This window comes from Rubritalea marina DSM 17716, from assembly GCF_000378105.1.
Classification (GTDB): Bacteria; Verrucomicrobiota; Verrucomicrobiia; order Verrucomicrobiales; family Akkermansiaceae; genus Rubritalea; species Rubritalea marina.
Map to the genome: position 1 here is coordinate 210,689 of NZ_KB899250.1, position 8,685 is coordinate 219,373.

At 54.0% G+C, this 8,685-nt stretch carries 9 protein-coding genes; 5 read left to right on the forward strand and 4 right to left on the reverse strand.

From position 1 onward, the window contains the following. Positions 1-30 precede the first annotated feature (30 nt). The 3 genes from feoB (at position 31) to F454_RS0104705 (ending at position 2,899) form a co-directional block, all read left to right on the forward strand. Positions 31-1,938 carry a ferrous iron transporter B gene (feoB, locus tag F454_RS0104695; protein WP_018969474.1) on the forward strand — a complete coding sequence of 636 codons (1,908 nt, stop codon included), beginning with the start codon at positions 31-33 and terminating at the stop codon, positions 1,936-1,938. Between the two features lie 7 nt (positions 1,939-1,945). Further along, on the forward strand, positions 1,946-2,122 hold the full coding sequence (locus F454_RS16500; RefSeq protein WP_018969475.1) for a hypothetical protein: 177 nt from the start codon (positions 1,946-1,948) through the stop codon (positions 2,120-2,122). Between the two features lie 84 nt (positions 2,123-2,206). Beyond that, positions 2,207-2,899, forward strand: coding sequence for a hypothetical protein (locus F454_RS0104705; RefSeq protein ID WP_018969476.1), 693 nt, complete (start codon positions 2,207-2,209; stop codon positions 2,897-2,899). A gap of 215 nt (positions 2,900-3,114) precedes the next feature. Here F454_RS0104705 and F454_RS16695 read toward each other — a convergent pair whose 3' ends face one another. The 3 genes from F454_RS16695 to F454_RS0104715 all read right to left on the reverse strand — a co-directional run bounded on the left by F454_RS16695 (position 3,115) and on the right by F454_RS0104715 (position 5,168). After that, positions 3,115-3,246 carry a hypothetical protein gene (locus F454_RS16695; protein ID WP_018969477.1) on the reverse strand — a complete coding sequence of 44 codons (132 nt, stop codon included), beginning with the start codon at positions 3,244-3,246 and terminating at the stop codon, positions 3,115-3,117. A gap of 67 nt (positions 3,247-3,313) precedes the next feature. Beyond that, a complete protein-coding gene (locus F454_RS0104710; protein WP_018969478.1) occupies positions 3,314-4,666 on the reverse strand; it encodes an AsmA family protein in 1,353 nt (450 codons plus the stop codon). A 73-nt stretch (positions 4,667-4,739) separates the two neighbouring features. Further along, complete coding sequence (locus tag F454_RS0104715) at positions 4,740-5,168, reverse strand: hypothetical protein (RefSeq protein ID WP_018969479.1); 429 nt, start codon at positions 5,166-5,168, stop codon at positions 4,740-4,742. A gap of 112 nt (positions 5,169-5,280) precedes the next feature. Here F454_RS0104715 and mutS point away from each other — a divergent pair, with 112 nt between their 5' ends. Next, positions 5,281-7,767, forward strand: a complete 2,487-nt coding sequence (gene mutS / locus F454_RS0104720; RefSeq protein WP_018969480.1) for a DNA mismatch repair protein MutS — start codon at positions 5,281-5,283, stop codon at positions 7,765-7,767. Between the two features lie 76 nt (positions 7,768-7,843). On the opposite strand, the gene F454_RS0104725 is transcribed toward mutS, so the two are convergent. Then, positions 7,844-8,230, reverse strand: coding sequence for a VOC family protein (locus F454_RS0104725; protein ID WP_156817133.1), 387 nt, complete (start codon positions 8,228-8,230; stop codon positions 7,844-7,846). A 220-nt stretch (positions 8,231-8,450) separates the two neighbouring features. Between F454_RS0104725 and F454_RS16065 the strand changes: the two genes are divergently transcribed. Next, on the forward strand, positions 8,451-8,685 hold a 235-nt coding region (locus tag F454_RS16065), incomplete at its 3' end, for a transposase (protein WP_205618985.1).

The window sequence follows — 8,685 nt, forward strand, 5'->3', positions numbered from 1 at the left end:
TTTCACTACTTAATCATTCGTCACACTTCGATGTCTACTGGATCGCCGCAACTTCTCGTTGCACTCGTTGGAAACCCGAATGCGGGCAAAACCACACTCTTCAATTCCCTCACCGGTCAAAACCAAAAGGTAGGCAACTATTCTGGGGTCACCGTCTCTCGCAAATCTGGTGAGTTCCGCACCCCACATGGAGTCAAAGTAGAACTCATTGACCTCCCCGGTTGCTACTCACTGGAGCCACAATCCGCTGACGAAAAAGTCACCCATGATGTGCTCTGCGGTGAACAAGACGAACAAGCAAAGCCAGACCTCACCATTTGCGTGGTCGATGCATCAGCACTCGAACGCCACCTCCACCTCGCCCTCGAGGTCATCGCACTCGGCCACCCGGTCGTTCTCGCACTCAACATGGTAGACCTTGCCGAAGCGCAGGGCATCCACCTCGACCCAACCATCCTATCAGAGGAACTCGGCGTCCCAATCGTGCCCATCCAAGCCAACAAACATAAGGGCCTGATCGAACTCAAGCAGGCACTCGGCACCCCACTGCCCCGGCCAGCTAGCCCGAAATGGAACACCCGCGGAAATGCTGATGAACGCCAGCAACAACGTACTAAGTTCATCAAAGAAATCTGCAACGAAGCAGCACGCCGCGAAGACGATGGCACCCTCACCCTCACCGACCGCCTAGACAGCTTCCTGCTCGCCCCCGTTACCGGCTGGATCACCCTCATCGCCGTCATGTACGCCGTCTTCTGGACGATCTTCTCGCTCTCCTCCTACCCGATGGACTTCATTGAGGGCAGCTTCGCCTCGCTCGGTGACTGGGTAGCCAGCGCGATGCCCGAGGGCGACCTCAACGACCTTCTTGTAGAAGGCATTATCGGAGGACTCAGTGGTACCTTGGTATTCCTACCTCAGATTGTGATCCTCTTTTTCTTCATCGCCTTGATGGAAGCTAGCGGCTACATGGCGCGCGCCGCCATCCTCATGGATCGCGTGATGAACTTGGTAGGCCTCTCTGGCAAGTCCTTCCTGCCGCTGCTTTCCTCGCACGCCTGCGCCATCCCTGGCGTGATGGCCACGCGTACCATCGACTCGGCTAAAGAGCGCCTGATCACCATTCTAATCGCACCATGGATGTCCTGCTCCGCGCGCTTACCAGTCTACACCTTGCTCATCACCATGCTCTTGCCCCTGGCCAGCAGCTTCACTCAGGCGATGGTGATGCTAGCCGTCTACTTCACCGGCATCATCACCGCACTCATTGCTGCTCGCATCCTCAAAGGGCGCATTGCTGAAGATGAGACCCCGAGCCATTTCATGCTCGAACTCCCCCCCTACCGACTCCCGCAGCCAGGCTACCTAGCGCGCCACATTGTCGATCGCGCCTACGCATTCCTCAAGCGAGCGGGCTCCATCATCCTCGCGCTCTGCATCATCCTGTGGGCATTAGAAACTTACCCAAAACCCGCGGAGGACAGCCCAGCAGCAGAAAATGCATCACTCGCTCTCGAACAATCCTACATGGGCCAGATCGGCCATGTCATCGAGCCAGTCTTCAAGCCACTGGGCTACGACTGGCGCACCAGCACCGCAGTGGTCATGTCCTTCGCTGCGCGTGAGGTCTTCAAATCTTCTCTACAAGTCACATACAACGTGAGCGAAGAGCTCGACGAAGGCCAAGCGGACACCTTGCTCCACGAGAAGCTAGCCAAGGCCACCTGGCCCGACGGCTCAAAAATCTACACTCCCGCCACGCTCCTGAGCTTGTTGGTATTCTTCATCTACGCACTGCAATGCCTCCCAACCTCCGCAGTCGTCGCACGTGAGACCAATTCATACAAATGGGCCATCGGCCAGTTGGTCGGCATGTCCGCATTCGCATACGTCGCCGCCCTGGTGGTGTTCCAAGTTGCGAGCATCTTCTTGAAATAAATCAAGCATGCCCAGCACCCAAACCATCATCACCCTCTGCGTGATCGCCACCACCGCCATCTGGCTAACTTGGCGATTCTACACAGCACTAAAGCGCTCAGCCTGCTGCGGCACTTGCGGCTGCTCATTGATGTCTGAAAAAGACAAAACAAGGATGCTACAGCGCCGAACTCAAAAGAAGTAAGCACGGAGCCTACACGACTTGGCGCTAATCATTGGCAAGCCAGCGTTAGCCAGACGCCCCCCATCATGCTGCAATACCAGCATCATGAAGACATTAGAGTTCACCCCCCAGTGGTCCAGAATCTTGCACCGACTCCACGGGCTCGGCGCCGTTGACACACAATTCAAGAACCCACTGGCATGCCTCACCGAATCAGGCGAATACCCGCGCTACATCGCCTCCGCTTCGGAGGACCACAGCCAGAGCGCCGATGGCTCCATCAACTGGAATTTTGGCAACTGGAGCCAGGGCCTCGTACGCAATGCCGGCACCGTGAGTGAAGCAGAAATCGAGATCCTTTTTCGCTCCCACTCATCCTTCTGCTTCCACAGTATCCACATCAAGCACATCCTCCACAACGACTGCCTCAATTGCCTGCTCCAGCTCTTCGCAAAAAAAGGCCCTGAGTTCTCGATCGTCGACACAGAACCTCTGAACCCGCTCAATCAGGCCAGCGCCCAATCACTCGAGCGAGTGGCTGAACTCATCGCCAACAAACGCCGCGGCTTTCAAATCGAAATGCTCACAGAAGGTGGGATGATCCGCAAACAACTCCACGCGGAAAATGTCACCATGATGCGGGATCAAGTACACATCCAGTGCCACAAACAAAAACATCTCAAGCTCGTGGCCCAACCGAACAGCCAAATCATCACCAAACATACTGGCACCGCCATCCACAGCACGATCTACGATGCCCGCAACATCCCTCAAATCCATTTTAAAATCCCCGCATAGAGCATGCACTTCGCGCCTCTCTGAGGTATTGGAGCCCCACCTCCATCAAGCATTCTCCCCATAGCCAAGCAGTAGTAGATGAAAGCGACACAGGCATAGCCTGTGTCGCTTTTTTCTCCGCCCCTCGCCAGCACACCACCAAAAGTACAAAGCCTCTAACAAGTGTACTCAACACTCGCTAGAGGCTAGCTTCTACACCTACTCAGGTGCAGTTCTCACACAGAAATGGCTGCACGCAGGGACTCGCGAGCCGCAGCAATGAAGCATGCTTGGGCAACGATCTCGAGACTCTCTCTAGGTTCACTCCAGATTCCTGAGTGACTCAACTTGTCTCCTGCTTCGTGCATGAAGAAACAATGGCACAGCATGGCCAAACGCACTAACGGCAGCTTGCCTTCGATTGACGCTCAATCGTCATTTCGTAAGTTGGCGGCGCAGGAAGTCGAAGGCCTTCTTTTTGGCGTAGTCTTTCACCTGATTTTCCACGCTTGGCATCTTCGTCATCAATCGCACCTTCGGTTCTTCCAGTGAGCCAAGGCTCTGCAATTCGAGGTGCAACTTCCCATCTTTTACTAATTCCTTTTCCACTGCTTGGCGCAGTAGGTTTTCGCCATCAAGGCTCGCTTCTGGAACCAAGCCTTCAATGTTCTTCAAAAATCGATCGGTTGAGCGCTTGCTCACCCACAGACCAGCACGCACATCGTGCGCGTTGTTGCCCATGTTTAGCCACGACGGCGCATCCAGAGACAATTCCCAGTCGTTGACCATCAATGAAACGTCTTCTTCGATCTCCGCGCGCCCTTGAGCGTACTGCCCTTTCAGGCTTCGGCTCTTGCCAAAACGGATCGCATCCGGCAACTCGCCCACCTTGAGCCCAAACGTCTCAAACACCGCCAAGGCACCCCAAGTGCGCTGCAGTGTCGGAATGTGAGTGCTCAAAAAGGACTCCTCATCCAGCTCAATATCAAAAGAAACCACTGGGTCGATCGCCCCAGTCTTTGGATTGAAAAGTCGTGTCGTGGTGTCGCCAGACAACAAAAGATTCGCAATCGGGTCACTTTCCCCCGCATTGCCAACCACCTTCAGAGTCGAACGAATCCCCGCATTCGCCTGGTTCACTTTTTCCAAATTCTGAGGATCCACACGAATATCATCGATACTCACATTCACTTGCTCCCCCACGATCATCAGACCAGACTTCTCGAGCACACACTCGAGCCTCAAGTCGACCACACGCAATGAATCTAACTGAGTCACAAGCCCAGCACTCGCTTCCTCCACCGGCACAGCCTTGGGCGGCACATCACCTGTATCTGAAGGTGGCAACTTAGCCCCCGCTGCGACCACTGGCTCGAACAATGGAGCCAAGCTATTGCTCCCATCTTCATGCATCACCACATGCAGCTTGGCTTGCTCGACTTCCAAGCTATGAATACGCAGCTTGCCCTCAAACAATTCACGCAAGGCCACCTCACAAAAGAAACGATCACACCAAACCGCCGGCTTCGCAATCTCGGGGCGCTCCGACGCCGGAACCCCGTCCTTTGCAAATTGGTCCCTCTGAGTCATGGCGAATCCCTTGATCTCCAGTTTTGCCGGAAAATTCAGCAAACTCAGATCCACCGACTCGATCGACACCCGGCTATTGAGGTTTTCTTCAATCTTGGCCACTAAGAAATCCTCGCTCACCAAGTAGCTAACAGCGACTTTGAGACCGACCAACACAGCCACAATCAGGGCGAAACTAAGGCAAAGAAAACGCTTCATCAAAACAGAGGGTAATTGCTAGATGCAGTGGGATCACCAGACCCACACCACATCAATCAATGATCGATACGTATCAATCGTCGGAATACTTCTCGTGGCCTTCTTTTTTGACGGCCTTGATTTTCTTCATCACCTCTTTGATCTTCGCTGGATCTTCTTCGAGGTAGGCAATCTCGAGCTCACACAGCGCCGCATACGAAAGCGCCATCAAACGGCTAGAGTCCGCCTTAGAAATATCCTTCTTCGGACCCTCTTTCCAGTAATCAATCATCTCCGGAACTTCATTCATGCTGGAGTAAATTGCCGCACGGGCCGCACGCACTGCTTCGGCGCCCGCCTTGAAATCATCTTTCGGAATCTTGCGCAGTGACTTTAGATTGTCACTCACCGTTTCCATATCCTTGCCCATTTGTGTGTGCTGTGCCTCGGCGCTCACGGAGAGCAACGCCACGCAAGCTCCCATCACAGAAGCTTTCACCAAGTTACTGAATACAATTTTCATCCTCTCTAATCTCGATAATTCCTCGATGCCGTCAAGAGGATCTCTCAAAAATCAGCCACATTCTGACTTCTCAGTTGAATCCCACCAAATCCATGCTCAGTATCCGGATCAGATGTCGAAAAAGTCCGAAAAGAAACTCACCCCCATGATGGCTCAGTACGTGGCCATGCGCCGGTCTCTACCAGACGATGTGGTGCTCTTTTTCCGCCTCGGCGACTTCTACGAAATGTTCTTCGAAGATGCTCAGCGCGCCGCAGCCACCCTCAACGTAGCACTCACCAAACGCCACGACGTGCCCATGTGTGGCGTCCCCCACCACGCCGCCCAAGGCTACATCGCCAAGCTCGTCAAAGCAGGCATCCGCGTCGCCATTGGCGAGCAAACCTCTACCCCGATCCCAGGCAAATTGGTCGAACGTGAGATCTCTCAAATCATCTCCGCTGGCACCGTCGACGACATCAACCTGCTAGACGACTCAAAGAACAACTACCTCGCCGCAGTGTGCCATCAGGGCAAAACCTTCGGCCTCGCTTGCGCCGATCACACCACGGGCGAATTCACCGTTAGCGAGTTTCCTAACAAGGCATTACTCGAAGACGAACTCAAGCGCCTCTCCCCCTCCGAGATCATCATCCCCGACGACCAACTCAGCCAGCTCGGCGGCATTGCCCACTGCATGCCCTACGATGGCTACACCTTCATTCCAGACCAAGCCCAGCACCAACTAAAATCGCACTTCAAGGTGCAATCATTCGAAGGCTTTGGCTGCCAGGGTATGACAGTAGCCACCTCGGCAGCAGGCGCCGTGCTCCACTACCTCTCGCACCAGCTCAGACGCTCCTGCGACCACTTGCTCAAGCTCAGCGTGCGCGACAACAACGAATACGTCACCATCGACTCAGCCTCCCAAAACAACCTCGACCTCGTTGAATCTCGATCCGGGAAAAAACACACCCTGCTGCACGCGCTAGACCGCACCGCCACCCCCATGGGTGCGCGCAAGCTCCGCGATTGGATCCTCCACCCACTGCGCGACATCGATCCACTACTCGCTCGCCAGTCACTCATCTCCAGCTTCCTTGAGCAACCCTACCTTCTCAACCAATGCCGAGATTCTTTGAAAAAAATCAAAGACATCGAACGCACCACCGGCAGACTCTCACAAGGCTCCGGCACCCCGCGCGATCTCCAGTCACTCGGACTCTCGCTCGCACAGCTACCCCAACTCACCGCCGATCTAGCAGCTGTTGCAGCCACCACCTCCCTCGCTAGTGAATTATTGGCATCAATCCACAACTTCGACGAACTCGTTGATTTGCTACAACAAGCATTAGTCGATGAACCACCAGCCAAACTATCCGATGGCGGCATCATCCGCGATGGCTACAGCGAGGAACTCGATACCTACCGCAGCGCCTCGCGCGACGGCAAACAATGGATCGCCGAGCTCCAAGAATCAGAACGCCAGCGCAGCGGCATCGACACCCTAAAAATCAAGTACAACAACGTCTTTGGCTACTTCATCGAAGTCACCAAAGCCAAGGCCGAATTAGTGCCCGAAGACTACCAGCGCAAGCAAACGATGGCGAATGCCGAACGCTTCATCACCCCTGAGTTGAAAGAAGTGGAATCCAAAGTCCTCGGTGCCGAAGAACGCTCCAAACAACTCGAAGCCGAAGAATTCGCCAAACTCCGCAGCCAAGTCGCACTCCACCTCGACGAACTCCAATCCACCGCCGAAGCACTCGCTACCCTCGATGTCCTCCTCGGCCTCGCCGAGACCGCACAGCTGTTCCAACACACCCGCCCTCAGCTCGATGGATCCACCCAACTCTCCATCGTCGAAGGCCGTCACCCGGTACTCGAACAAACACTCGTCGATGAAAAATTTGTCCCCAACGACACGCTGCTAGAGCATGATGACGCACGACTTATCATCCTAACAGGACCCAACATGGCTGGTAAATCCACCTACATCCGCCAGGTCGCCTTGATCACCCTGATGGCGCAGATCGGTGCCTTCGTCCCCGCCGAGTCCGCACACATCGGCCTCGTGGATAAAATTTTCTGCCGCGTAGGAGCCTCAGATGACATCGCCCGAGGCCAGTCCACCTTCATGGTCGAAATGAACGAAACCTCCCTCATCATCAACAATGCCACCGATCGCTCCCTCGTCATCCTCGACGAAATTGGCCGCGGCACCGCCACCTTCGATGGCCTCTCCATCGCCTGGTCCGTAGCCGAATTCCTCCACGATCAGCTCCAGTCACGCACCCTCTTCGCCACCCACTACCACGAGCTTACAGACCTCGTAAACACCCGCAAGGCCGCGCAAAATTACAACGTCGCCGTGCGCGAATGGAACGACGACATCATCTTCCTGCGCAAGATCCTCCCCGGCTCCGCCGACAAATCCTACGGGATCCAGGTCGCCAAACTCGCCGGACTCCCGCAATCCATCGTCAACCGCGCCAAAGACATCCTCTCACACCTCGAAATGAATTCCTCCAAACCAGAGGCAAAGAAAAAACCACGCCCCAAAAACACCAAAGCCACCATGCCTGAGGTCGATCCCCCGCAGATGAATCTGTTTGATTAAGGGCTCACTAGTTTTCTTCATAGCACCCAAAGGGATGTTAGATCAGCTAGTAAGCTGTTGCACATAGCGCTTGATACTAAGCCAGTTGATCTTTGGATTCGCACAGCATGACTGGGGCACCAGACGGATCTATAGCTAGGCAGAATCTCTGTCCTTCCCATTCATAGTTCATAACCATCTCCTTGTGAATTGAACCGCCTGATGAAACGATCTGAGAAACACTGTGGTCATAATCTTCGACACCAATATATGGGAGCCAACCTTTAACCCAGTTCGGGAAGACGGCGTCAGCACAAATACCTAGAACGTTTTTATCTCCATCCTTGATATGGTATGAAGTATGACCGTCACCTTCATCCTCAGCTTCGCGTTCAAAACCGAAGACCTTGCAGTAAAATTCGGATGTTTTATCTGAGTCTGGGACAATCATGTCGATCCAGTTAACTCTTCTTACTTTGCTCATAGGCTTTTGATGGGGGATTTAGAGATTCTCTTATTTTAGTCTGACTAATTTCCTATCATGGGTGATTTGTGGTCAGGACTTCTTGAGTGTTTAGCTGTGCACTCTATTCACTCCTCTATTCGTAGCCACTCCTCTATTCGTAGCCACTCCTCTATTAGTAGCCAGACTAAATACAGAGGATCGTTGATGTCGCAGGGCCTCCCGTGTTACAATCTGCTCTATGTCCTCCCCTAGAACCCTAGCGCCTTGGGCCGGTAAAGAACTTAGGCCCGCCATCTACCACTGTGTCTCGCGTGTCGTCGACCGACAATTCCTCTTCGGTGATCGCGAAAAATCGAAGTTCGTTGAGATCATGCGCCTCTATGAAGAATTCTGCGGCGTCCGCGTCCTCAGCTTCTGCATCATGAGCAACCACTTCCACATTCTCGTGGAAGTTCCGCCACGGCCACCTGAAG